Below are 769 nucleotides of genomic sequence, written 5' to 3' on the forward strand. Positions count from 1 at the left end.
ATCATTACTACATTACTCTGTTTATAACAATTACCTCGGATGTCTTGATTAAGATATTTAAAAATCTTATCATATTTCTTGTATGCGGTTTTCAAGGTACATATCTGACCAACTTCGCTTTTGCTTCATCAGTCATCAGAACTCTGAATCTTTTTACAAGCTTTCAAAACTCTGATCACTGGTAAAACCAGCTTATCATAACAGCACTTCCCTGCTGATCGGGTTGGCGGCGATAAGTTGTTGCTCATCCTTGCCTGTATCTATGATAAAGTTGTTCTCTCGGCAGCGGATCTGCCTTTTTCTTTTTTTGATCTGGCGGCCACCTACTCTCCCACACCGTCTCCAGTGCAGTACCATCGGCCGCTTGCGTCTTAACCATCGTGTTCGGTATGGGAACGGGTGTCTCCCACAAGCGCATCGCCACCAGAATTATTACGGAGTCTTTTGACGGACTTCATAACCTTTAGTTATTGCCGTGAGTGCTGTCTTTCCCTCCACCCTCCAATCCGCTACGCTTCTTGTCGGGCTACGTTCAAGCCATCTTATACATTCTGTTCATCATTTGCGCTCATGCGGGCAAGCCCTCACCGCGCAACTGCCTCACAGCATGTGCACTCACTCTTTGATAACTAAGCAATAAACAACAACCCTTACTTTTTCTTCCTTAGAAAGGAGGTGATCCAGCCGCACCTTCCGATACGGCTACCTTGTTACGACTTCACCCCAGTTATCGGTCCCACCTTCGGCAGCTCCCTCCTTGCGGTTGGGT

General features: G+C 46.4%; 2 rRNA genes. Both read right to left on the minus strand.

Features of this window, described 5'->3' with window-relative positions:
• Positions 1–310: 310 nt before the first annotated feature.
• A 5S ribosomal RNA gene (gene rrf, locus DXA18_RS15420) occupies positions 311–428 on the minus strand.
• Between the two features lie 240 nt (positions 429–668).
• Positions 669–769 (minus strand): 16S ribosomal RNA (locus tag DXA18_RS15425); the annotation flags it as partial.

Source organism: Dorea sp. AM58-8 (assembly GCF_003464045.1).
GTDB classification, from domain to species: Bacteria; Bacillota; Clostridia; order Lachnospirales; family Lachnospiraceae; genus Claveliimonas; species Claveliimonas ammoniilytica.